21 protein-coding genes and 4 pseudogenes are annotated in these 21195 nt (G+C 59.2%); 16 read left to right on the top strand and 9 right to left on the bottom strand.

What is annotated here, in order from left to right; genetic code table 11:
- Positions 1 to 48 precede the first annotated feature (48 nt).
- From ACIGJG_RS31115 to ACIGJG_RS31105, 3 genes are read right to left on the bottom strand one after another with little or no spacing between them, the layout of a single operon-like run.
- Positions 49 to 555, bottom strand: a complete 507-nt coding sequence (locus tag ACIGJG_RS31115; RefSeq protein ID WP_011295954.1) for a TPM domain-containing protein — start codon at positions 553 to 555, stop codon at positions 49 to 51.
- Entirely contained in the window at positions 549 to 1400 is an 852-nt protein-coding gene (locus ACIGJG_RS31110) for a TPM domain-containing protein (RefSeq protein ID WP_483674239.1), read from the bottom strand. Before ACIGJG_RS31110 ends, ACIGJG_RS31115 begins: the two co-directional genes overlap by 7 nt.
- Positions 1397 to 1987: a LemA family protein gene (locus tag ACIGJG_RS31105; protein WP_235679895.1), complete on the bottom strand. Its 591-nt coding sequence runs from the start codon at positions 1985 to 1987 to the stop codon at positions 1397 to 1399. The genes ACIGJG_RS31110 and ACIGJG_RS31105 overlap by 4 nt, the downstream gene beginning before the upstream one ends.
- 248 nt (positions 1988 to 2235) lie before the next feature.
- Here ACIGJG_RS31105 and ACIGJG_RS31100 point away from each other — a divergent pair, with 248 nt between their 5' ends.
- The 8 genes from ACIGJG_RS31100 (at position 2236) to ppk2 (ending at position 10186) form a co-directional block, all read left to right on the top strand.
- Positions 2236 to 3420 carry a methionine adenosyltransferase gene (locus tag ACIGJG_RS31100; protein ID WP_483674238.1) on the top strand — a complete coding sequence of 395 codons (1185 nt, stop codon included), beginning with the start codon at positions 2236 to 2238 and terminating at the stop codon, positions 3418 to 3420.
- A 207-nt stretch (positions 3421 to 3627) separates the two neighbouring features.
- Complete coding sequence (locus tag ACIGJG_RS31095; protein WP_483674357.1) at positions 3628 to 6021, top strand: heavy metal translocating P-type ATPase; 2394 nt, start codon at positions 3628 to 3630, stop codon at positions 6019 to 6021.
- On the top strand, positions 6018 to 6239 hold the full coding sequence (locus ACIGJG_RS31090) for a hypothetical protein (RefSeq protein WP_483674237.1): 222 nt from the start codon (positions 6018 to 6020) through the stop codon (positions 6237 to 6239). The genes ACIGJG_RS31095 and ACIGJG_RS31090 overlap by 4 nt, the downstream gene beginning before the upstream one ends.
- A 15-nt stretch (positions 6240 to 6254) precedes the next feature.
- Entirely contained in the window at positions 6255 to 6563 is a 309-nt protein-coding gene (locus ACIGJG_RS31085) for a YHS domain-containing protein (RefSeq protein WP_084792046.1), read from the top strand.
- Between the two features lie 29 nt (positions 6564 to 6592).
- Positions 6593 to 6907, top strand: a complete 315-nt coding sequence (locus ACIGJG_RS31080) for a DUF2933 domain-containing protein (RefSeq protein WP_084792044.1) — start codon at positions 6593 to 6595, stop codon at positions 6905 to 6907.
- A 128-nt stretch (positions 6908 to 7035) separates the two neighbouring features.
- On the top strand, positions 7036 to 7305 hold the full coding sequence (locus tag ACIGJG_RS31075) for a DUF5676 family membrane protein (protein ID WP_483674235.1): 270 nt from the start codon (positions 7036 to 7038) through the stop codon (positions 7303 to 7305).
- Between the two features lie 156 nt (positions 7306 to 7461).
- Positions 7462 to 9402: an ATP-dependent zinc metalloprotease FtsH gene (ftsH, locus tag ACIGJG_RS31070; protein WP_220632078.1), complete on the top strand. Its 1941-nt coding sequence runs from the start codon at positions 7462 to 7464 to the stop codon at positions 9400 to 9402.
- The gene (gene ppk2, locus ACIGJG_RS31065; RefSeq protein WP_011295948.1) at positions 9389 to 10186 is read left to right on the top strand and encodes a polyphosphate kinase 2; all 798 of its coding nucleotides are present in this window, start codon (positions 9389 to 9391) and stop codon (positions 10184 to 10186) included. Before ftsH ends, ppk2 begins: the two co-directional genes overlap by 14 nt.
- A 158-nt stretch (positions 10187 to 10344) precedes the next feature.
- On the opposite strand, the gene ACIGJG_RS31060 is transcribed toward ppk2, so the two are convergent.
- On the bottom strand, positions 10345 to 10716 hold the full coding sequence (locus ACIGJG_RS31060) for a hypothetical protein (protein ID WP_235679881.1): 372 nt from the start codon (positions 10714 to 10716) through the stop codon (positions 10345 to 10347).
- A gap of 308 nt (positions 10717 to 11024) precedes the next feature.
- On the opposite strand from ACIGJG_RS31060, the gene ACIGJG_RS31055 reads away from it, so the two are divergent.
- Positions 11025 to 11540, top strand: a complete 516-nt coding sequence (locus ACIGJG_RS31055; RefSeq protein ID WP_425333014.1) for an aspartate carbamoyltransferase — start codon at positions 11025 to 11027, stop codon at positions 11538 to 11540.
- 12 nt (positions 11541 to 11552) lie between these two features.
- Here ACIGJG_RS31055 and ACIGJG_RS31050 read toward each other — a convergent pair whose 3' ends face one another.
- The 4 genes from ACIGJG_RS31050 to ACIGJG_RS31035 form a co-directional block, all read right to left on the bottom strand.
- Complete coding sequence (locus ACIGJG_RS31050) at positions 11553 to 12749, bottom strand: MFS transporter (RefSeq protein WP_483674234.1); 1197 nt, start codon at positions 12747 to 12749, stop codon at positions 11553 to 11555.
- A gap of 224 nt (positions 12750 to 12973) precedes the next feature.
- Positions 12974 to 13282 (bottom strand): acylphosphatase, encoded by a 309-nt coding sequence (locus ACIGJG_RS31045; RefSeq protein ID WP_483674232.1) that lies wholly within the window; start codon positions 13280 to 13282, stop codon positions 12974 to 12976.
- A gap of 334 nt (positions 13283 to 13616) precedes the next feature.
- Positions 13617 to 13982 (bottom strand): tetratricopeptide repeat protein, encoded by a 366-nt coding sequence (locus ACIGJG_RS31040; RefSeq protein WP_483674231.1) that lies wholly within the window; start codon positions 13980 to 13982, stop codon positions 13617 to 13619.
- 248 nt (positions 13983 to 14230) lie between these two features.
- Entirely contained in the window at positions 14231 to 14827 is a 597-nt protein-coding gene (locus tag ACIGJG_RS31035; protein WP_483674229.1) for a short chain dehydrogenase, read from the bottom strand.
- A 549-nt stretch (positions 14828 to 15376) separates the two neighbouring features.
- Here ACIGJG_RS31035 and ACIGJG_RS31030 point away from each other — a divergent pair.
- The 7 genes and pseudogenes from ACIGJG_RS31030 to ACIGJG_RS31000 form a co-directional block, all read left to right on the top strand.
- On the top strand, positions 15377 to 15628 hold the full coding sequence (locus ACIGJG_RS31030; RefSeq protein ID WP_084792067.1) for a hypothetical protein: 252 nt from the start codon (positions 15377 to 15379) through the stop codon (positions 15626 to 15628).
- Between the two features lie 813 nt (positions 15629 to 16441).
- Positions 16442 to 16718: pseudogene (locus tag ACIGJG_RS31025) on the top strand (divalent metal cation transporter); the annotation flags it as partial.
- Between the two features lie 114 nt (positions 16719 to 16832).
- Positions 16833 to 17327 carry an IclR family transcriptional regulator gene (locus ACIGJG_RS31020; protein WP_084792042.1) on the top strand — a complete coding sequence of 165 codons (495 nt, stop codon included), beginning with the start codon at positions 16833 to 16835 and terminating at the stop codon, positions 17325 to 17327.
- Between the two features lie 11 nt (positions 17328 to 17338).
- A complete protein-coding gene (locus ACIGJG_RS31015) occupies positions 17339 to 17761 on the top strand; it encodes a hypothetical protein (RefSeq protein ID WP_483674227.1) in 423 nt (140 codons plus the stop codon).
- Positions 17762 to 17884: 123 nt separating this feature from the next.
- Positions 17885 to 19252, top strand: coding sequence for an AMP-binding protein (locus ACIGJG_RS31010; RefSeq protein WP_483674354.1), 1368 nt, complete (start codon positions 17885 to 17887; stop codon positions 19250 to 19252).
- Between the two features lie 201 nt (positions 19253 to 19453).
- Positions 19454 to 19881 (top strand): annotated as a pseudogene (locus ACIGJG_RS31005) (ISKra4-like element ISBusp5 family transposase); the annotation flags it as partial.
- A 20-nt stretch (positions 19882 to 19901) separates the two neighbouring features.
- A pseudogene (locus ACIGJG_RS31000) lies at positions 19902 to 20063 on the top strand (alpha-hydroxy-acid oxidizing protein); the annotation flags it as partial.
- Between the two features lie 244 nt (positions 20064 to 20307).
- On the opposite strand, the pseudogene ACIGJG_RS30995 reads toward ACIGJG_RS31000, so the two are convergent.
- Positions 20308 to 21145: pseudogene (locus ACIGJG_RS30995) on the bottom strand (ISKra4-like element ISBte2 family transposase); the annotation flags it as partial.
- Between the last annotated feature and the right edge of the window lie 50 nt (positions 21146 to 21195).

The following is a 21195-nucleotide window of genomic DNA, read 5'->3' as shown; positions in this document are numbered from 1 at the left end:
CCACTCCTCCCCTGCGAGAGTTCTGCCTGCACTACCTGTCATCCCAACTCACAGAATCACTGGCTTATCGCGCAGCTCATTTTCGACGCTCTCGCGCGCAGGAAAATGCCTTTCAAGATGTTGGCCGATGGCCTGTATGCCTGCGATGACACCGCGTTGATATTCCGAGCGGCGGAAAGCCATCTCCATCTCGCGGCAGATGGCATCCCACTCTTCTTGCGGGACCCGGGCATGGATGCCACGGTCGGCAACAATCTCGACGCAGCGGTCGGCCAACAACAAATAAACCAGGACACCATTGTTGTGTTCGGTGTCCCAGACATGCAGCTGCGAAAAGACCTCGATTGCACGCTCGCGCGCTGTGAGGCCTCTGACCAGCGCCGCAAAGCTCAATGCACCTTCTACGGCGAACCTGAGCTGACCAATATGCGTTGACTCGCTGGCGGCAATGGCCTGCTCGATTGCGAGCAAGGTTTCGCGCGGAAAAGTCCACCTGACTTGCCAGTGCGTCATTAGCAGATGCTTCGCAATGCGCTTGATATTTGCCATCACCATCTGCCGGAGGCCCCTCCGCCGCCAAAGCCGCCACCACCGCCGCCGAACCCACCGCGCCCGGACCCGCCTCCGAAGCCTCCCGACCGCCCGCCGATTCCGAGCCAGCCCGTATGAGAGCCGCCGAACAGCGTGAAGCAGAGCGCGATGGCGCCAGCGACAAGCCCTACCGCAATGGCGCCGGATATCAGCCAGCCGATGACGCCCACCACACCACCGGCAGCCAGAGCACCGGGGCCTCTACCCAGGAAAGAACGCAGCAGCCCACCCAATACCACCGTGAGCAGCAAGATGACCGGCATGAACTGCCGGACCGGGTCAGACTCTCGGCCGCGCGCTCGCTTCGGTGGCGGCAACTCCTCGCCATTGATAACGCCCATGATGCGCTCAACGCCGATTGTCACCCCGCTGTAAAAGTCGCCCTGCCTGAATCGAGGAACAATGTCATCGCTGATGATGCGCTTGCTCATGGCATCGGTGAGAACGCCTTCGAGGCCATAGCCGACCTCGATACGCATGGTTCGGTCGTCTTTCGCGATAATGAGCAGGGCTCCATCATCTGCACCTTTGCGCCCAAGCTTCCATTTCTCGACCACGCGGATGGAATATTGCTCGATGGCTTCGGGTTGCGTAGTGGGAACCATCAGAACCGCTACTTGGCTCCCTTTTTCGGATTCGAACGCCTCCAGCCTCTGCTCCAGCGCCGCTTGTTGCTCACTGGTGAGCGTGCCGGTCAGGTCGGTCACGCGCGATGTCAGCGAAGGCACTGCGACGTCGGCGGCAGCGCCCAGGGACACAAAGGTCAGAGCGGCAAGAAGCCAGCCTCTTGCGGCCGAAAGCCACTTCACTTGGCACCCCCTGGGGCACTGGCGGGAGGCGAGCCGAAGTCAACCTGCGGTGGCTTGGCTATCGCCGATTCACTGGCAACCGTGAAGTTAGGCTTTTCCTTGTAACCAAAGGCTATTGCCGTCAGGTTGGACGGTATCGAGCGCACGGTCACGTTGTAGGCCTGCACCGATTGGATATACCGGTTGCGCGCGACGGTAATCTGATTCTCGGTACCCTCGAGCTGGGACTGCAAATCCCTGAAGCCCGCATCGGCCTTCAACTGCGGATAGTTTTCGGAAACAGCGAGGAGCCTCGACAAAGTCCCGGACAACTGCTGTTGTGCGACCTGAAATTGGGCAAATGCCTTCGGGTCGTTCAACGTTTCAGGCGTAACCTGAATGGCCCCAACACGCGCTCGCGCCTCGGTCACCGCTGTCAGCACCTCGCGCTCATGGCTGGCGTAGCCCTTCACGGTGTTCACCAGATTGGGCACCAGGTCGGCGCGGCGCTGGTACTGGTTCACTACCTCCGACCAGCTCGCTTTGACCTGCTCATCCTGCTGCTGGATGGTGTTGTAGCCACACCCTGCCAGACTTATCGCCAACATTGCCGTTAGTGCCAACCATAGCTTGCGCACGAGACGCCTCCCTCCGTTCGCTGCCATCGACTGCATGGGGTAACACCACGGCCACAGGCAGCACTATCGAAAATCGGGTTTCCATCACTCATCCTAGGGCGGGCAGCGGGCTGCTTGCTTGATTTGCCTCAACGGCGGCGGCGGCGGGGTCGAACTTCGGCCCGCCTGGCGCAGCTACATAGAATGGTCATATGGTGCCTTTGTGACTGGAGTGAGTGATGCCGACCACCGAGAACCTTGTGATTTCCGTCTCCAGTGCACCATCGTGGTGGACGGAATCGACTGAGATGTGCGAGCACAAAGGCGTCGGACACCCGGACAGCCTTTGCGACGGAGCAGTCGAGGCTGCGGCCCATGCCCTGTGCCGTGCCTACCTGGAAGCCTATGGCGCTATCCAGCATTTCAATCTCGACAAGGCGCTCCTCATCGGCGGCATGAGTGCGCCAAAATTCGGTGGCGGACAGCTCCTGCGACCGATGCGCTTGCTGGTGTCGGGCCCTGTCACGGAACTGCCTTCTGCCAAGGCTGAGCGAATCGTTGAGCAGGCCATTCGTGACTACCTCGCGGCCAGCTTAGGCAGGGTCGGCGACGACATCCGGGTAGAGCCCATACTCCGCCCTTCGGCCCCAAACCTCCGACGCGTGACTGGCACATCATCCATCCCACTGTCGAATGACACGTCCTTTGGTGTCGGGTACGCGCCACTCTCCAGCCTCGAAAGGGCTGTACTGTCGGTTGCGCAAATACTGCGTTCACGTGAACTTAAGGACTCTTTTAAGGGAACCGGGCATGACTTCAAAGTCATGGGCAGCCGGCTCGATGGGCATCACCGTCTCACCATTGCGCTGGCCTTTGTGGACCGCTATATCAGCACGGTTGACGAATACTTCACTGTGAAGGGTCAGATTGCGTCATACCTTACGGAACGTATCGAGCCGGCGTTTGAGATTGCCATCAATACCTTGGACGACGGCGATGCCAGTGATGAAAGTGGCATCTACCTGACCGTCACCGGCCTGAGCGCGGAGCATGGCGATGATGGCCAGGTGGGACGCGGAAATCGAGTCAACGGCTTGATTACGCCTTATCGCCCAATGTCACTGGAGGCCGCAGCGGGAAAGAACCCGGCATCGCATGTTGGCAAGCTTTACAACGTGCTCGCCCACCAGTTGGCTACGCGCATCGCGGCGGGCATCGACGGCGTTAACCAGGTTGTGGTGCGGCTACTGTCCGGCATCGGCCGCCCAATCGACCAGCCACAACTAGCAGCCATCGATGTCGTGGCTGAAGAGGGACTCTCGCCCGACGAGCAGCGGGAAATCCGTGACCTCCTCCGGCAACAGTTGGCCAACCTTCCCACGTTGGTCAGGGAACTGGCGACTGGAGCGGTGCCGGTGTTCTAAATCTCAATTGCCCCCGACCAAATCTACGCGGCCCTTGCCTCGGCGTCTTCGCATTCCTTGATTGGCATCAAGAGTCACACTTCTCAGCACCCCATACTGAGAATGCAACTCATCTGTTGCAAGCCCACCAATCGCCCCCAGGAGGATGGGATGCCAACCAAGTCCGTTACCCCTTCCGTGGAAGAGCTCGGTGTTGCTGGTGGACAGATGGCACATATGACCGGCCAAGTTGAAACCGCGCGCCAACAGCGAGTGCGAGACCCGGTATGCGGCATGGAGATTTCCCCGGGCGAAGCCGCAGCCAGTGCAGAAGTCGACCAGCGGCGCTATTGGTTCTGTTCAAGTCACTGCGAGAAAACCTTCCTCGCAAATCCTGCTCAATACATTCCCCATCCATCTCACGAGCATGCTCGGGTAGGTGCTTCGACACCCACAACGGCCGCTGCCACGCCGGCCGCCAGCGGTGCGAAGCAACTGGCTAAGGACCCCATCTGCGGAATGATGGTCGACAAGGCCACGGCCCTGTCGACCGAGCGCGGCAACCGCAAGTACTACTTTTGCAGTGAAAGCTGCCTACGGACTTTCGAGTCGCCCGAGAGCGAGCTGAAGGCCATGAAGACGCGCGTGACCATCGCGCTCACGGGCGTCCTCGCTCTCGCGGTATTACGGGCTGGTGCCTTCCTGGCACTAGCGGCCGGCGCGACCCTTCTGACTTGGGCGCCGATTCCCGCATTGCCGTGGTTCACGTGGGGGATGTGGCTATTCCTGCTGGTCACGCCGGTCCAGTTCATTGGCGGCTGGAGCTTCTATAAGGGCGCGTGGAACGCGGTCCGAACGCGCAATATCAACATGGACTTCCTCATCGCACTGGGGACGTCCGTTGCGTACTTCTACAGCGTGGTAGTGCTGTTCTTTCCCTCGTGGTTACCCGTGAAGGTGGAAGAACGGGACGTCTACTTCGAAGTGTCGGCCGTGATTATTGCCTTTGTACTGCTGGGCAAGTACATGGAAGAAATCATCAAGAAGAAGTCGTCTGCCGCCGTCCGCCGACTGCTCGACCTGCGCCCCGCCGTCGCCCACGTCATCCGGGACGGGAAAGAAGTAGAGATTCCAGCGGAAAGCATCATGGTCGGCGAATCGGTCATCGTGCGCCCGGGAGAAAAGATTCCCACTGACGGCAAGGTCATCGAGGGCGAGTCCAGCGTCGACGAATCGATGCTGACCGGCGAATCGATGCCTGTCGAGAAGAAGCCAGGTACTGCCGTCATTGGCGGCACACTGAACCGCAGCGGTGCCTTTACCTTCCAAGCGACGAAGATTGGGGCTGATACCGCGCTCGCCCAGATTATCAAGATGGTCGAGGACGCACAGGCCAGTACTGCCCAGATTCAGCGGTTGGCGGACCAGGTCACCGGCTACTTCGTTCCGGCAGTTGTCTCGGTGGCGTTGCTGGCCTTGGTCGGGTGGTCCGTGGCGGGGCATTTCCCGCACGGGCTGCTCGCATTTGTGGCGGTCCTGATTATCTCTTGCCCGTGTGCCCTCGGTGTCGCGACACCGGCGGCGCTGATGGTCGGCGTCGGCAAGGGGGCGGACAACGGCATTCTGATTCGCGGTGGTGAAGTGCTGGAGCGTGCCGAAAAGCTGACGGCGGTCGTCTTTGACAAGACAGGAACGATTACTCGCGGAGAGCCTACCGTCACCGATGTCATCTCATTCTCGAACAACGAGGAATCAACTCTGTTGACCCTAGCGGCCGCCGTCGAAAGTGGGTCAGAGCATCCTCTGGGCGAGGCCGTCGTGCGCGCTGCCCAACATCGCGGCGTCGCGATTCCCAAGGCGAGCGGCATTAGCGCCTTGTCTGGCATGGGCATTCAAGGCCTGGTCGACGGTCAGCAGGTTTGGCTCGGCAACCGGCGCCTGTTTGAAAAGCAAGGAATTGCAACCAAAGAGGCTGAAGCTGTACTCGGCAAGCTCGAAGCAGATGGTAAAACGGGCATGCTAGTTGGCGCCGGCACCAGCCTGCTTGGCGTGGTGGCCGTGGCGGATACGGTGAAGCCGGAGGCAGCTGACGCTGTCACCGCCTTGAAGTCGCGCAACGTCAAAGTGGTCCTTCTGAGCGGCGACAATCATCGGACGGCCGAAGCCATCGGCCGGCAGGTGGGCATCGACCGCGTGATTGCCGAAGTCATGCCAGAGGACAAGGTCCAAACCATCCAAGACCTTCAGAGACAGGGTGAGGTCGTGGCAATGGTGGGCGATGGCGTGAACGACGCGCCAGCACTGGCAGCGGCCGACATCGGTATCGCTATCGGCTCTGGCTCGGACGTGGCCAAGGAGACGGGAAGCATCATCCTTATCCGCGACGACGTACGTGATGTCGTGGCGTCCATCCAACTCTCGCGCGCCACGATGCGCAAAATCAAGCAGAACCTGTTCTGGGCGTTCATCTACAACTCCATCGGCATTCCAGTCGCGGCATTCGGGCTGTTGAACCCTATCTTCGCGGCGGCGGCCATGGCGCTGTCCTCATTGAGCGTCGTGGCCAACTCGGCATTGCTTAAGCGTGTGCGACTTGGCCAGGCCAGTACGGAGGTGACATGAAACATACCGTAGCCTGGCTTTGCGCAGCATTGGCAACGTTGCTTGCCGTCGCCATCGTGTACTGGTTTGGCATTTCACTACTCTCGATACTGGTCGCAATCCTTCTGCTCTCCTGCCCAATCATAGTCGCGTGGGTGACTTGGCGTCTTTCCAGTCAGTGCGAACGCGACATTCAACAGGCCGTGGAGCGCGAGCGTAAGGCCCGAGGCAATCCTTGACGAGGAGAACTAACCATGAACTGGCTCTCACAGAATCTCACGTGGTTGGTGCTTAGCGGAATGGGTATCGGGGCCCTGGTAGCGTGGCAAAGATTCACGAGCCCTCGAACCAATCAAGACGGCGGGCAACGCTCCACAACTCAGCAGTACAGCCCCACTGCAGATGACCCGGTCACCGGTAACAAGGTCGGCATTGCGCACGCTATCACAGCGAATTTCGAAGGGAAGACGTACTTCTTCGAGTCCGAAAGTTCACGGGCAATATTTCAGCAAGACCCTGAGCGATACGTACACCGCCATCATCGCCATCACGACTGCTGCTAGACGAACCCTTCTCTCCATAGGAGGAAAGTATGAACCACGACCACGACAATCATGACGCACAGCGAACGGTTTCGAGGTCCAAGGTCGCCCTGATTGGCTTTCTTCTGGTGATTGCCTACTTCCTATGGACCGAACACCGGGCGCATGTCATTCAGTTCTTACCGTTCCTCCTTTTGTCCGTCTGCCCGCTGATGCACATGTTCATGCATCACGGGCATAGGCACAGTCATTATGTTCGGCTTTCTGCTGTAGTGGCCAACGATACTCACCCTGGTGATGTTCCCCATCCTGGTCTGGATGTACGTCCACCTTGCCAAGGCGGAAGAGCAAGATGCACTGGCTGAGTTCGGCCAGGAGTACGAGGAGTATCGCAGCAGAACACCCCGCGTTTATTCCGCACTTGAGCAGCAATATCCCACGGACCCGCCCACATTGAGCGCAATACGTGCTTGACTTGCATCTGGAGGCAGCTATGAAGCCCTTCAAGACCGGCGTGACCCTGTCGGCCACCGTCGTTCTCTTTTATGCCTTGTGTACTCTGGTGTGGCTGGCATTCCCCGAGCCCTTTATGAACTTCATGAACGCGCTCTTTCACGGGCTCGACTTCCGGCGCCTTCGGACCGACCAACCGTTTTCCTGGTGGTCTGTCGCCTATCCAGCCATCGTGTTCGCGGTCTGGTCTTCGCCGCCGGTGCCTTCTTCGCATTGCTGCAAAAGATGCTGGGAGGAAACGACTAACTAACCCCCAGAAGCAGCCTGCCCGACAAGGGACTACACACCACATGTTGACGTCCCTTGCCCTCCATTCCTGACCTTAGCCAGCCCAACTACACCTCTGGCCAGACAGCCGGCAGCCAATAGCGCCGGCTGCCAATTGCCAACAAGATGAAAGGCTCCCATGGAACCGCGCCAACAGCAGTTTTCCCTCTGGTATCTGCTCCTGACAGTCTCGGCGATGCTCATCCTTCAGAGCGTCCTATTCTCGTCCCATGTCGAGACATTGCCCTACAGCGACTTCAAGGTCCTGCTCAAGGCAGGCAAGCTCAAGGAGCTTACCCTAGGAGAGGGGGTCATCACGGGTACGGTCAACACTGATGGCATTGAGAATTTGCTTCCCAAGCCGCAGGTCGAAGAGATGCAACGTCAGGGTAAGGGAGACCACCCGTTTTCCACGCTCCGGGTAAATGACCCGAATCTGGTCCAAGAACTCGAATCTGCCAAAGTGCGTTTCGTAGGCCAGGCCGATAACAAGTGGATTGGTACGCTGCTGTCCTGGGTGGTTCCCGCCATGCTCTTCTTTGTCGTCTGGAGCTTTCTCATCAAGCGGATGGGCGGTGCCGCCGGCGGAATGCTAGAGATTGGCAAGAGCAAAGCCAAGGTCTACATGCAGAAAGAGACCGGCGTCACGTTCGCTGACGTCGCCGGCATCGACGAGGCCAAAGAGGAGCTCGCCGAAATCGTCAACTTCCTGAAGGACCCCCAGCGCTACCGGCGCCTGGGCGGAAAGATTCCCAAAGGCGTATTGCTTCTCGGCGCGCCGGGCACGGGCAAGACACTGCTGGCCAAGGCGGTAGCCGGTGAAGCCGGCGTGCCGTTCTTCAGCATGAGCGGTTCGGAGTTCGTTGAGATGTTTGTCGGCGTGGGGGCCGCGCGGGTACGTGACCTGTTCAACCAGGCGGAAACCAAGGCACCGTGCATCATCTTCATCGACGAACTGGACGCACTGGGCAAGACTCGTGCCCTCGGAGCAGTGACCGGTAACGATGAACGCGAACAGACCCTGAACCAATTACTGGTTGAGATGGATGGCTTTGATACTAACAAGGGCGTCATCATCATGGCGGCCACCAACCGGCCTGAAATTCTCGACCCAGCACTGTTGAGACCAGGTCGATTTGACCGCCACATCGCACTGGACCGGCCCGACTTGAAGGGGCGCGAGCAGATCCTCAAGGTCCACATCAAGAACGTCGTTCTGGCGCCCACTGTCGAGCTGAAGAAGCTGGCCGCGCGCACACCTGGATTCGCCGGCGCAGACCTCGCCAACCTCGTCAATGAGGCGGCATTGCTGGCAGCTCGCAAAGGTAAGGATGCCGTGGAAATGGCCGACTTCGACGATGCGCTGGACCGCATTATCGGAGGCCTTGAGAAGAAGAATCGCGTAATGAATCAGCAGGAGAAGGAGACCATCGCCTACCACGAAGCGGGTCACGCCATCGTGGCAGAGTTGCGTCCACGCGCTGACCGCGTATCGAAGGTCTCCATCATTCCCCGTGGCGTGGCCGCACTTGGCTATACACAGCAGACCCCGACCGAGGACCGATATCTCCTGAAACAGAGTGAGCTCCTTGACCGGCTCGATGTTCTGCTCGGGGGACGCATTGCCGAGCAAATCATCTTCGGTGATGTCTCCACCGGCGCCCAGAACGACCTTCAGCGCGCCACCGATATGGCCCGCCAGATGATTACGCAGTTTGGCATGAGCGAACAGCTCGGACTCGCAACCTACGAGGAGATGCCCAATTCCATGTTCATGGGAGCAGGCATGATGCCAAGAGACCGCAAAGAGTACAGCGAGAATACAGCGCAACTGATTGATGCCGAAGTCCGCCAGCTTCTGACTGACGCGAGCAAGCGGGTAAAGCAGACTCTGATGGAGAATCGTCACCGGCTCGATGCGCTGGCGAAGCTACTGCTCGAACAGGAGGTCGTGGAGCGACCAGCTTTGGACTTGCTCCTCTCCGACAAAGTTACACCGCTAATACCTGGGAGGCCAGTGACCGATGTTGCCAGCACATCCGGCTCACAGAAACGGAGCCACGAAAATGACAGCAAGTAGCAAAGAGACGCTATCTGAAAAAAGCGCCCTTTCCCATGAAGAGTACGAGGCGAGTCTGCACCTGCTTCAAATCGAGCTGGTCAAGCTGCAGAAGCACTTTATCTGTTGCAACGACAGAATTCTGGTCCTCTTTGAAGGCCGGGACGCGTCCGGGAAGGATGGCACCATCAAACGCATCGTCGAGCACCTCAGTCCTCGCGAGACCCGTGTAGTCGCACTTGGGAAGCCTTCCGACCGCGACCGAGGTTCCTGGTACTTCCAGCGCTATGCCGCCGAGCTACCTGCCGCCGGTGAATTCACACTCTTCAATCGCAGTTGGTACAATCGGGCGGGTGTCGAGCATGTGATGGGTTTCTGCAACGACGCGGAATATGACGAGTTCATGTCGAGCGTCCCGGAGTTCGAAGGGATGCTGGTGCGCTCAGGCATTCGCCTCATCAAGTACTACCTGGACATCACCAAAGACGAACAGGAGAGGCGCATCGAAGGCCGCCGGCGAGACCCTCTAAAGCAGTGGAAAGTCAGCCCCATCGACGAGCAGGCTGTCTCGCTATGGAAGAAGTACAGCAAGGCTCGAAACCAGATGTTCGAGCGAACAAGCAGCATGGTTCCGTGGAATGTCGTCCGCGCCGACGACAAGCGCGTCGCGCGCCTCAATGTCATCAAGGATTTGTTGTCGCGTCTGCACTATGCAAATAAGGACACAGAGCTGATTCGCTCTGACCCGGAAATCGTGTTTCCCTATGCAGATGAGCATCTGGAGAGCGGAGCCATTGCGAAGTAAGGCCGGATTCGGACCTGTGAATAGCAAGAATGGATAAGATGATGACCAGCATCATTGAGGTTGGAGGCCTGCCTTCCGTTCCGGGCGCTCGCGGGGTGCATCAAACTCAATCTGCTACCTCAGGAGAGGTCTGAGCCACCGTCCCACGCAAGAGCGAGTTACTTGCCCACCCTGCCGCCGCCCATGCTCTGACCCATACCTTGGCCCATTCCCCGGCCCATGCCAGGCCCCATACCGCCCTGATTGCCCTTCGTCGCCAGCATCATTTCGTCCATCAGTGCCATGTGCTGACTTATCATGTCATAACAGCCCATCTGGGCGGGACTCGTTCCCCTAGGCGGATTCATCCCGCCCGGGCCGGGCACTCCGCTGGTCTTGCGCACGGTAGCCATGGCATCCTGCATGACCTTTTCACGTTCGGCAATCAGCATATCCCGCTCTTCCGGCTTCTCGGCCTGCGACAGCTGCTCCCGGATTGCGCGTAGGTGGGCAATCTGGGCATCGAGGTCAGGATTGCTCTGTGCTGCCACCGCAGGGTCGTCACGAGGCTCCGGGGCATGTCTACCAGGGCCGCTCGCTGGGGGCGCCGAGAATGACAATGGAGCCCAGGCGACGGCGGCCAGCATGATAAGAAGGGGAACACACCGATTCTTTGCCATGATGGCATTTTTCCTTGGTTGCGATTAGATTCAATGGCCCCTTACAAACCTAGTTGATTCCTCTCGGGGGTAGTTGATTTGCATCAACTAGCACCCGCCGCATGGATGGGCGGGGGCCGGCGAATTGCCAACTGACCGACCCAACACAACTGCACTGCCTATTTAGTCCGGAGCCCATCGTGAAGAAGCTCAGTCTTTGCTTTACGCTTGCCGCCTTTTCCAGCCTGCCGCTCACCGCGCAATCTGCTGACACCCAACGTCAGGCGGAAGTCGCCAAGTTAGGTGCAGACGTGATGCCGTTCAGTCTAAAGGCCACAACCCACGTATTTACCAAGACGAGGGATGGTGGAACCCAGCGCGTGGTCGCGCAGGATAAGTCCGATGCCACGCAGGTCCGATTGGTGCGAGAACACCTACAGCTCATCCAGAAGCAGTTCCAAGCAGGCGATTTCTCAGGCCCTTCGCACATACATGGCAACGAGATGCCAGGGCTTGCCCAACTCAAGGCAGCGAAGCCGGGCCAAATTTCCATTACATACATTGACGTCGCAAGGGGCGGCGAGCTGTCTTTCGGCGCTACTGAGCCCTCTCTTGTGTCTGCTCTTCATGCCTGGTTCGATGCGCAAGTTTCCGACCACGGCGCAGACGAAATGGAGGGTCATGCGCATCATCATGGCGGCCATTCTCAAGACTGACGAGAACCCGACTTACCGTTTTCGGTCGAATGTTGCAGTGAGAATCAGGCAGATTGTCACGCCGCTGAATATGGCACCACCGTAGAACGTAAAGGCGGCTCCGAATCTGTCCCACAGCCAGCCGGCCAATGCGCTCGCAATCAACAGCGCCAGCCCGCTAGCCAGATTGAAGACACTGAACGCCGTTCCCCTGAGGTCAGCTGGCGCTGTATCGGCGACCATGGTCGCCAGCAGCCCCTGCGTCATTCCCATATGCAGCCCCCAGAGCAAAACACCGCCGAGCGCGACCGACCAGTGCGCCCCCATGGCAAGCACAACGTCAGCTGCTATCAGCACCACCAGTCCCCATACCAGGAGTTTGGTATGACTGTACCGGTCGGCCAGCTTCCCGAATGGATAAGCTGCGATGGCGTACACAAGATTCATCGCCACAAGAACGACAGGCACTAGGAACAGTGGCAGGCCCAAATGCTGAGCCCTCAGCACGAGGAATGCTTCACTGAAGCGCGCCAACGTGAACACCGCACCCACGGCAACCACACCCCAATAGGCTGGACTCAATCGCACGAGATTCTCGTGCTGGATAGGGTTCACTCGCTTTGCACCTTCGTGGGCCTCAGGCTCTTGCACGCCGAACATGAGCAACACGACAGATAAGACGCCCGGAATGACGGCCACCAAGAAGACGGACCTAAAGTCGTTCGCCCAGATATACATCAAACCGATAGCCATCAAGGGGCCGACGAAGGCGCCCACTGTATCCAGGGCCTGTCGAAGTCCGAAGGCAGCACCTCGAAGGTGGGGCGGAGCAATATCCGCGACCAGTGCGTCGCGCGGCGCTCCGCGAATGCCCTTGCCGACGCGGTCAGCAACGCGCGCACCCAGCACCATGCCGACCCCCGTAGCAAATGCAAAGAATGGCTTCGACAGCGCACCCAGCGCATAGCCGAAGACAGCCAGTCCCTTGCGTCTTCCAAGATAGTCGCTCAATGCACCGGAAAAGACTTTGACAATCAGGGCCGTCGCCTCGCCCACGCCTTCTATTAGCCCGACCGTCATGGCACTTGCACCGAGCGTAGTGACCATGAAGACAGGCAGCAGGCTATGGATGAGCTCAGACGACACATCCATCAGCAAGCTGACGACGCCCAGCATCCAGATGCTGGTGGGAATCTGGCGCAAGGCACCAGCAGGAGCAGTCCTCGCCATTGGTCTTCTCTATGGTGAAGCTGAGCGGGTCTGAACCTCAGTTTTCGTCGTACTGGAATATCAGCTCGTCGCTGCCCAAACCTTGGCTCGAGAACCTGACCTCTCCCGGTGGCAGCGAACTGCTCGGTGCGCCCTGGCAGTTCCCCTGCTCCTTTGGGTTGGGCGCCTCCGTAGCCCGCAGCGAAGCGCGACCGAAGCAGCCAACGAACACGTGATGAATGCCCTTATAGGGTCGATAAGCGCTCGAACCGGTCAAAGCGTGCAAAGGGTGGCTCCACCTCCTTAACATCAAGCTCTTCCACAAGCGCTGCCGACATGCCTTCGCTCAACCAAGCGCACATGTCGGCGAGCTGCTCTGGCGAGCCCTGCAACATTGCTTCCACCGATTGGTCCATACGGTTACGGACCCATCCTGTAACACCCAGTTCCACTGCACGGTGTACGCATTCCTCTCGATAGCCGATGCCCTGTACTCGACCATGAATGCGTACCAACCGCGTCTCGATGGGCCCCTCGCTTCTATCCGCTTGCATGAGAGCTCTCCCACATTGAACAGACCCATAACGCCCGAGCGCCCCTAGCTGCACGGAGAGAATCAAGCCCATCGGTACCATTTGGGCCGTCGAGCTTTGCACGAAGAGGTCCACTCGCTCTCACAGACTGCCCGGCATCATGAGTTCCATGCTGATATCCTTGGTCTGGCCGATGCCATACTGTTCAGCCAACTTTTCTCACGCGTAGCCTCGCCTTCGAAGCGCTGCGAGCTCGACGGCGAAGGTCGCGTCCCGCACCGGCGCGTCACTGTCGAAGGAACTCAGGCGGCAATTTGAGTAGGCACTGCATGGGCGAAACATCTCCCTTGCACGACTACGTCTCAGCCTCTCCTGACTGATTGCCAGCAGCGTCCGATTGCCGTTCCAAACGTCGGAGACGCACAATCATTTCCTTCTCAACTTGCTTGTCGCCATGGTCCCTCGCGGCTTCGACTCCCTTCTGAAAGGCTACACGCGCTTTCGCATCCTGGCCGAGGTCCACATAAAGAACTCCGAGGGCTCGCCATGCGCCCGAATAGTGCGGGTCTAACTCGGTGGCTTTGACCAGATGAGGAACTGCAGCGGCCAACTCTCCTTGTTGCTGGTACGCCAGAGCTAGCGTAACCCTGAGAAGCACGGAGTCCTGGCCGGCGGCGAGTCGTTGCTCCAGTGGCGCAATCGAGAACTTTGGCGTGGTCATGGCTCTCCTCCGTCTACGCCAGACGAGGGTACAGCGGACGTACACACCGGCCCCGTGTTGTGACTTCGCTTCAAAGCCAACACACACGCGGGGAAAAGGTGGTCGGAAAAATGCAGATGGCGCGACCATGACCTCGACGCAGGGGACGCTACGGCACCACCACGGTCGTTGCTGGAAGGCTGACCGCCAACTCTTCGTACCAGTCACCCTTTGCAGTAGAGCTTGGAGCGACGCGTCGATGATGCGATTCAGTGGGTAACCGACACCACCTGCCCCGAAATATCCTCCAGAACACATTTCTGGTAAACCTGTGCGACCACCGCCGCCCGAACGCCCTTGGCTGGGTCGCGGCCCATCGCTTCGAGCGTTTCCCACACCCATCCGGGGCTGACGACATTCACGCGAATCTTGCCTTGCAATTCGAGCGCCGCCGCCCGCCCGAACGCCTCAACGCCGGCGTTTACGGTGCTCACTGCGGCACCACCCACCGTTGGATGCTGCGCTAGGGTACCGCTGGTGAGCGTGACCGACCCACCTTCGGAAATGTACGGAACCCCATACCGAACAAGATTGACCTGGCCCATCAGCTTATTAGCCAGGCTGAATGCAAAATCATCGTCAGTCAGCGCATCCAGCGGGGCGAATTTCGCGGCCCCGCCTACACAGACCACGGCGTCTACCGTGCCCAGTTGTTTGTACATTGCCAGAATGGAGTGCGTGTCGGAGATGTCCACTGAGACCGCAGAAGAGCTACGACTTGCCCCTATCACGACGTGCTCGTCCGACAATAAAGCCGTAATTTCTTTCCCAAGGAGCCCTGTGGCTCCAATGACCAGTATGCGCATACATCCCCATTGATAACGGATGATGGGTGGTACAGCTCAGTACCCAACTCGCTTTCAAGATGAAATACCCCTGACACATAGCATACGCCTTGCGCACAACTGCGTGGCGACTGCCGGGCTTGGTACCAAGGCCCCACCTGCCGGCAAGACCGCCGCACCGATGCCTTAAGTCTGCTTCGGCAAAACCAGTCGCCGGCTTGACACGAGGCTACAGAGTCCGTGTCGAGCATTGGACCGCGCGGGTGAACCTTCCATAAACGCCAGCCGTTTCTTCAGGCAACGGCACATACTGCAATGCACCAGCACTAACGCTCTAGAGCTGCATAGAGGCATCCATTTCGCTGATTTCTCGCTGTTGCTATTTCGCAAAGCGATACGTGGAGCACTAGTTTGTTGCCTAGACTTAAAGTGCTTTCTCAAGATTCGGTTGCGATTCATAGTGCGGGATGAGATGCATTGCGGCGCAGCGAAGGCCTCCGAGGCGATTCGGACACGCCTTTGGTCCTCCGGAGCGGAGTGACAAGCAAGAACCGGGTGATGGAGGGGGAAATGAAAAGCACAAATGAGCAGTCCTTGCGCCTTCAGGTCGAAAAATGGCTCGCTCCTAGCCCCACGACGCCAGTCCACGTAATTGAATTCAGTCGTACCCTCTCGGGCCGGCGACGCTACGTATGTGTCGAGACCACACAACCGGCCGGTTTGCGCGCGTTGTTCTTCTTTCGACACGATGACGGGTGCTGGCGCGTGTTTCCGCCTGCAGTCGACGGTTCGAAGATGAGCGCTCACCGCCTAGCATTGTGAGGGGGCAGCGCCAGTGTTGACGCGCTACTGTTCTGGCTGTGACCGTAGTCACAATCCGATGGGGGCGCGCGGAGGCGGCTCATAGAACCGCCATTTTCAGGAATCGCGCTTCGCATCGAGCCGGCACTGCCGCTCATACCGTATATACAGTATGTAGATTGTCAAAAACCCTGCAAGCGACGTCGAGCTTCGGCTCCTCCGGATATCCAGCACGTTCACGACTTCAGGCCGGAAAAATTCACTGGGATGCGCTTTCATGGGGAATATTGACGGGCCAAGGGCGTCAAATATCCGTGTTGGGCCGGTTTCGCTTAGAGCGGACCGGGCATGTCTTGCAAACGAAGAGAGGAAGTACACGTGGACAGTTGTAGTCGACGACCTTTCCAGGCAAGACATTAGTCGTTACCCCGACCAATGCCTTGCCTGACCGGTAAGGCAGCGGTGTCATTCGGGCCATTCAGCCAACCGCTCCTTTGTTGTGTCCCGCCAGAACGCCATCTGGCGTAGTGCTGCCCGCGCGAATTGCTGCAGGGTGGCGGGGAGCAGAGCATGCGCAAGATTCACTCATTCTCCCGTCGGATGTCGGAGTTCATCGAACTGCTGGTGTCACCCTCCCGCCGCCATTCGAGCGTCCCCAGCGCCTCATCCGAGCCGAACCAGACTTCCTGGGGTGTGGCGAGGCAACGGCCACGCACCCACCGGGAATTCGCCGAAGCCGCTATCAAGGTGTTCCGCACGCTCCGATAAGCGTAGCCAGTCAAGTTGCGCCGCGCCACGCAACTGCGCACAAACCAAAACCTCGAGGAGCGAGAAATGGCCAAGGTTACTACCGGGATGGACACCCCACCGCATGGGTTGGAGGCCCCACTGCGCCAGACGGTCCTTGATGACGCCCACGCAGGCGACATACGAGGGGCGCTTGGCACCATTTCCCAGCACGACACGGGGCCGCGACTGGGATGGCGGGCTCTTCAGCGTCATCGACCTGTTTCTGGTCAACGCACTCACGCTGGTGACCGAATTCATTGGCATCAGCCTCGCCCTGGAATATTTGGGCATTCCCAGGCAATGGGGCGTGTGTGCCTCGGCATAACAATGACTTGCCAGTCAAGAACGTGCAAGAGTTGCTCGCCTATGCCAAGGCCAAAGGTGGCCCCTACCCCGGCATTTACCTGAATGTAGTAAAACCTCCGGCACCCAGAGTATCGAACGCGCAGCGAGGATCCTTCGCGAGATCGCTTCCTATAGCGTTCATGGTTTACGCTTAGTTGATTTGTCCAAACAACTCGGTATCGAACGCCCCACCGTCCATCGGATGCTCAACTACCTGATTCGGGAGGGGTTGGTGATGCAACATGCGACGTCCCGGCGGTACCTGTTGGGATATGGTCTCTTCGAGTTGGGGCTGACCGCGGCCTCTCACTTCAAGCTCTGGCACCTTTGCGAGCCATGGCTGAAGCGTTTGGCAGACGAGACTGGCGGCATTGCCTTCATGACGATCCGGAGCGGGGCGGACGCCATCTCCGTCGCTCGTGCGGAAGGACGGAACGCCATCAATATCCCGAGTCTGGAGATCGGCGTGCACCGGCCACTGGGAGTCGGGGCGGGAAGCCTTGCGCTGCTCATGTCCCTGCCGGACGATGAAATCGAGCGCATCGTGTGCGCCAACGCGAGACGTCTGTTCGATACGGCAAGCTAAGCGTCCCGCAAATGCTCGAGATTGTCAGAGCCTCCCAGGAGGTTGGGTATGCCGTGCACGATAGTCGCCTCATCGAAGGCGTGAGCGGAGACGGGATCGTTGTGCATGACAGCCATGGCGCGCCACTCGGAGCAATCAGTATCACGGCCTTAGAAGACCACCTACCTGTCAGCCGCCAGATTGAATTTCTTGCGCTGCTCCGGAAGGAGTCGCGCATTATTCAGAATCTTGTTCATCAATCCAACTTTGACGTGACCCAATATGCTCATTTACTCGCAGAAGGTGAGCTTTACAGTACTCGTGCGTTAGAGGTGGAATCACCGTACCCCACCGTTGAGCGACCGTCTGGTTTTGGAATGGCAACCCGCTACCATCAGTGCGTCCTTTTAGGCAGGAGAGAATCGTGCGCGGTTGGCGAACTGCTGCAGCGGTGAAGGACCTCATCGACACAGCCGCCATACCCGCGATCCTTACGGCCGAATTCGCAAGCGGTGCTAACGGTCGAGCGGCCAGATCGGCGGCAGCGTACGCCAGGGCGTGGGTCGCGGCATGGCTAGCTGCCGACGCGGCAGCACCAGCTTGCTGATTCCGGCGCCGCCGCCATCGTCGTGCTGGAAAATTTCGCCGCCACGCTCCAGGCTGCGCTGGATGCCACCGCTCTGCGTCATGTCATCACCACGCAGGTGGGAGATCTGCTGCCGCCGTTGCAGGCGTGCGCGGTCAATCTGGCTGCCGGCTGGCTGCCGCATCGCATGCGGCCCTGGCACCTGCCAGGCGCGATCAGCTTCCCCGAGGCTTTGCGCAGAGGCCGTCGCCAGGCACCGGACGAACTCGTCATCACATCGGACGACGTTGCGCTGTTGCAATACACCGGCGGAACCACGGGGATCCCGAAGGGCGCGGTCCTGACACATGGCAACCTGGTGGCCAACACCGAGCAGATTTCAGCCTGGCTTGGCGGGACGCTTGAGGAAGGCCGGGAAACCGTGGTCACACCGCTGCCCCTGCATCACATCTTCGCGCTGACTGCAAACCTGCTGACTTTCGTCCGCCTGGGAGGCAACAATGTGCTCGTCACCGACCCCCGCAATGTCCGCAGCCTGCTGCGCACCCTGCGGGCCACGCGCTTCAGCGCGATCAGCGGCGTCAACACCCTCTTCCGCCTGTTGCTTGACCTGCGCGGCTCCGATGCGGTGTGGCGGGCAAACGCCGGAGCGCTCAAGGTAGCCGTCGCCGGCGGTATGGCGGTGCAGCGCCTCGTGGCGCAGCGTTGGCAGCAGGCAACGGGCATTCCATTGACCGAGGGATACGGCCTGACCGAGGCGGCACCGGTGGTCTGCGTCAATCCGGTGGAGGGCGTGGCATTCAGCGGGGCTATCGGCATGCCGCTGCCGTCCACGCGGGTGGCCATTCGTGACGAGGCGGGCCAGGACCTCCCGCCGGGACAGGCCGGCGAGATCTGCGTGCAGGGCCCGCAGGTCATGCGCGGCTACTGGAACATGCCGCAGGAGACCGCGCGCGTGCTTGGCGCCGACGGTTGGCTACGCACCGGAGACCTGGGGGTGATGGACAGCCGCGGCAGCATTCGCTTCCTGGCGCGCGGCAAGGAAGTCATCGTGGTGTCCGGCTTCAAGGTCTACCCCGGGGAAGTCGAGGACGTGGCCATGCAGCATCCCGGGATCGTGGACGCCCGCGCGATCGGCATCCCGGACGCGCACTCCGGCGAGGCAGTCAAGCTACTCGTGGTCAGGCGCGACTCCGCGCTTTCCGCCCAGGCAGTGCTGGTGCATTGCCGCGCGCAGCTCGCCAGCTACAAGGTTCCGCGCCATATCGAGTTCTGGCCGGCACTGCCCCGTACAGACCTGGGCAAGGCGTCGCTCCGTCCGTCCACTGACACACAGGCCACCGCGGCCGGAAATGCCTGACACTTGGTAAGAGAAGGTACCGAACTACAGCGTGGGTCGCGCACTCTGTGACCGTGTGCTATGAAAGAAACCCGATGGCGGTTGCTGCAGCGGTAAGGGACGGACTTGCCTCACTTAACGCCCACGAGGCCCACAGCCAGTTCTGTCGCAGTCATCAGAGTACCCAGTCCAAAGATGAACTGGATTCAGCGGTCCAAGTTGATACGTTCGGGCAAGTCATTCGTCAATTGCTTCCAGCAGGATTTTGTCAACGAGCAGATCGCTCGCTATTGCGCGTCGCAGCGACCTTGTAAGCCTGCGGCGCGCTGCGTCGTGAGCACGACGAGCATTGCACCGAACTGAAGACGAAACTGGGAAAGGTCTACTACGTTCGCCCTCGATGGAAAGCCTGCAAGTGTGGTGCTGACAAATCGCGGTATGTGTCGCCGCTTAAGAATTTCTTTAAGGAAGCAAGCACAGCGGAGCTGCGATGGCTGCATGCTGAACTCGGCGCCACAATGCCCTACCGGCAGGCCATGCAGGTCATGGACCTCTTGTTACCAACTTCCGGACGCGATAGCCACGTCACCATCCGCAATCACACCATGGCCGTAGGCAAATACCTCCAGCATGCAAGGCCCGTGCGGCAGTGATGCGAGGAAAAAAAAGGTTCGCTGCGGCCGTTGGGGGAGCGGAAGGGGTTCGCCACGCCATCACTCTCTTGCGCGATGAGGTCGACCGAAACATGGCCATGCTTGGCGCGCAGACCCTCGCTGATGTAACAAATCCGTCATCGTATAGCAGCACTCCGGCGCCCCGGACCCGCTCCTAGCCCGAGCCGGTCCGGGCCAGAGGATAGCGCCTGACCGTGTTCCTGGATATGGCCAGGCGTCTTGCGATCTCGCGCAGCGGGATCTGGTCGCGAAGATGCCAGCGTCAAATGATGCTCAGTATGACCACGTCGATCACTCCGAACTCCCGCTCATTCCCAAGCGGGCAAGTGTTCTATACGTGAGTCAACATTCGATGCGAAAAACCTGCCGTGGGTGAGTCAGGATTCAGTGCAAAACAACACCGGGAGCGTTAAAAACCTTGGGGTTTGGCTTCAGCAATGCGCCCGAACCGCTCAAGAAACTCAGCCACTTCAGCGGGTAGCTCCTTCATACTCAGCCTGAAGGCTGTGAGTCGTTCCGTTAAGTCACCGTTGATGACGGCACATCGAACCTGCGCCAGTAGGTGGGCTCCCCGCGGTGACCATCGCATCTGTTGTCGTTTGTACATGCGTTGGTTAAGAATCTGATTGACTGCCGACTCAGCCATAGCTGTTGAGATCGGTCGGCCGGCGCGATGCCGCTTTCCATAGGAGATCGTCGAGCCGCCGTTGGCTTCAACATAGGCAAAGAGCTCGCGCGTCCGGAAATCTAGCTGCGAAAGACTAACGGAAAACTTTGGCGCCTCCGGCACGACGATACGACAAATCAGCAAGATTTGCCGCAGGCGACTCTCAGCCTTCTGGATGTTAGCGTGCCAGAAGCACCATCGAAGCTTGTCGATTATGGACGTCAACACGTGCTTTGCCATGTCTTCTGTTTCCGATGTCGCGTGCATTCCCCGGGCAATCTGCTCAAGGTATCTGACTCGCATCGAAATATGGAACAAGTCGAGGACCGACTCTGAGGGGAACGGAAACTGGCTGTAGATCTTCTGGAGGCCATTTGCGCCGTCAGTGATCACCGAGAGTCGCGGTTGAGCACAACCGGTGACGGACTGTACAAACCTGGCGAGCCGTTGCGCCGCATCCGCCAATTCACTTCTAACGAACGCGACCCGCGGTGATTGACCTTTCGCGGCCAGCCGTCCCGTCAGGATTTCGAAGCTCGAACACTCGGATTTCCGTCGCCCTCGAACAAATCCCATGGCTAAATCCGAGGTTATTACAGTCAGCATGCAGGAGGGTCAGGCCA

This window comes from Cupriavidus sp. C1SS-2L (genome assembly GCF_057073735.1).
The sequence above is the reverse complement of the archived record's forward strand: the minus strand, read 5'-3'. Positions and strand labels throughout refer to the sequence as shown.

What these genes read in the sequence shown, in the direction of transcription:
- ACIGJG_RS31050 (WP_483674234.1), bottom strand. Translation starts at nt 12,749, where the DNA reads ATGGCGAGGACTGCTCCTGCTGGTGCCTTGCGCCAGATTCCCACCAGC.
- ACIGJG_RS31015 (WP_483674227.1), top strand. Translation starts at nt 17,339, where the DNA reads ATGCTCGAGATTGTCAGAGCCTCCCAGGAGGTTGGGTATGCCGTGCAC.
- ACIGJG_RS31095 (WP_483674357.1), top strand. Translation starts at nt 3,628, where the DNA reads ATGGCACATATGACCGGCCAAGTTGAAACCGCGCGCCAACAGCGAGTG.
- ftsH (WP_220632078.1), top strand. Translation starts at nt 7,462, where the DNA reads ATGGAACCGCGCCAACAGCAGTTTTCCCTCTGGTATCTGCTCCTGACA.
- ACIGJG_RS31075 (WP_483674235.1), top strand. Translation starts at nt 7,036, where the DNA reads ATGAAGCCCTTCAAGACCGGCGTGACCCTGTCGGCCACCGTCGTTCTC.
- ACIGJG_RS31085 (WP_084792046.1), top strand. Translation starts at nt 6,255, where the DNA reads ATGAACTGGCTCTCACAGAATCTCACGTGGTTGGTGCTTAGCGGAATG.
- ACIGJG_RS31090 (WP_483674237.1), top strand. Translation starts at nt 6,018, where the DNA reads ATGAAACATACCGTAGCCTGGCTTTGCGCAGCATTGGCAACGTTGCTT.
- ACIGJG_RS31100 (WP_483674238.1), top strand. Translation starts at nt 2,236, where the DNA reads ATGCCGACCACCGAGAACCTTGTGATTTCCGTCTCCAGTGCACCATCG.
- ACIGJG_RS31030 (WP_084792067.1), top strand. Translation starts at nt 15,377, where the DNA reads ATGAAAAGCACAAATGAGCAGTCCTTGCGCCTTCAGGTCGAAAAATGG.
- ACIGJG_RS31115 (WP_011295954.1), bottom strand. Translation starts at nt 555, where the DNA reads ATGGTGATGGCAAATATCAAGCGCATTGCGAAGCATCTGCTAATGACG.
- ACIGJG_RS31035 (WP_483674229.1), bottom strand. Translation starts at nt 14,827, where the DNA reads ATGCGCATACTGGTCATTGGAGCCACAGGGCTCCTTGGGAAAGAAATT.
- ACIGJG_RS31045 (WP_483674232.1), bottom strand. Translation starts at nt 13,282, where the DNA reads ATGCAAGCGGATAGAAGCGAGGGGCCCATCGAGACGCGGTTGGTACGC.
- ppk2 (WP_011295948.1), top strand. Translation starts at nt 9,389, where the DNA reads ATGACAGCAAGTAGCAAAGAGACGCTATCTGAAAAAAGCGCCCTTTCC.
- ACIGJG_RS31105 (WP_235679895.1), bottom strand. Translation starts at nt 1,987, where the DNA reads ATGTTGGCGATAAGTCTGGCAGGGTGTGGCTACAACACCATCCAGCAG.
- ACIGJG_RS31080 (WP_084792044.1), top strand. Translation starts at nt 6,593, where the DNA reads ATGAACCACGACCACGACAATCATGACGCACAGCGAACGGTTTCGAGG.
- ACIGJG_RS31040 (WP_483674231.1), bottom strand. Translation starts at nt 13,982, where the DNA reads ATGACCACGCCAAAGTTCTCGATTGCGCCACTGGAGCAACGACTCGCC.